The sequence below is a fragment of the Campylobacter sp. MG1 genome, assembly GCF_026616895.1.
In the GTDB taxonomy this organism is placed as follows: Bacteria; Campylobacterota; Campylobacteria; order Campylobacterales; family Campylobacteraceae; genus Campylobacter_E.
The window spans coordinates 1-255 of record NZ_JANYME010000053.1 but is presented as its reverse complement, the minus strand read 5'-3'; the positions used below and the strand labels follow the sequence as shown (position 1 = coordinate 255).

The following is a 255-nucleotide window of genomic DNA, read 5'->3' as shown; positions in this document are numbered from 1 at the left end:
ATTCAACTAATGGAATGAAAGTTACTATTTTAGTAGGTGATGAATCAGGCTCATTTAATAATCAAACTCCAGTAGAACCTGGAACAAAAACAGAAGATAGAACCCCAACATTTGTTGGTGAATTTGACGCTAAAGGTGCACAAAGTGTTGTAATTACTATAGTTGAACCAAATGGTAAAATGACTCAAGATTCATTCATATCAATTGATGGTAAATTTACATATACTCCAACATTACCTTGCAATGAATTTGGTA

General features: G+C 32.2%; 1 protein-coding gene. It reads left to right on the top strand.

Annotation, left to right across the window (positions count from 1 at the left end; all coding sequences use genetic code 11):
• Positions 1 to 14: 14 nt before the first annotated feature.
• Positions 15 to 255, top strand: a 241-nt coding sequence (locus NY022_RS09650; protein WP_267525671.1) for a hypothetical protein, incomplete at its 3' end; no start/stop codon positions are given.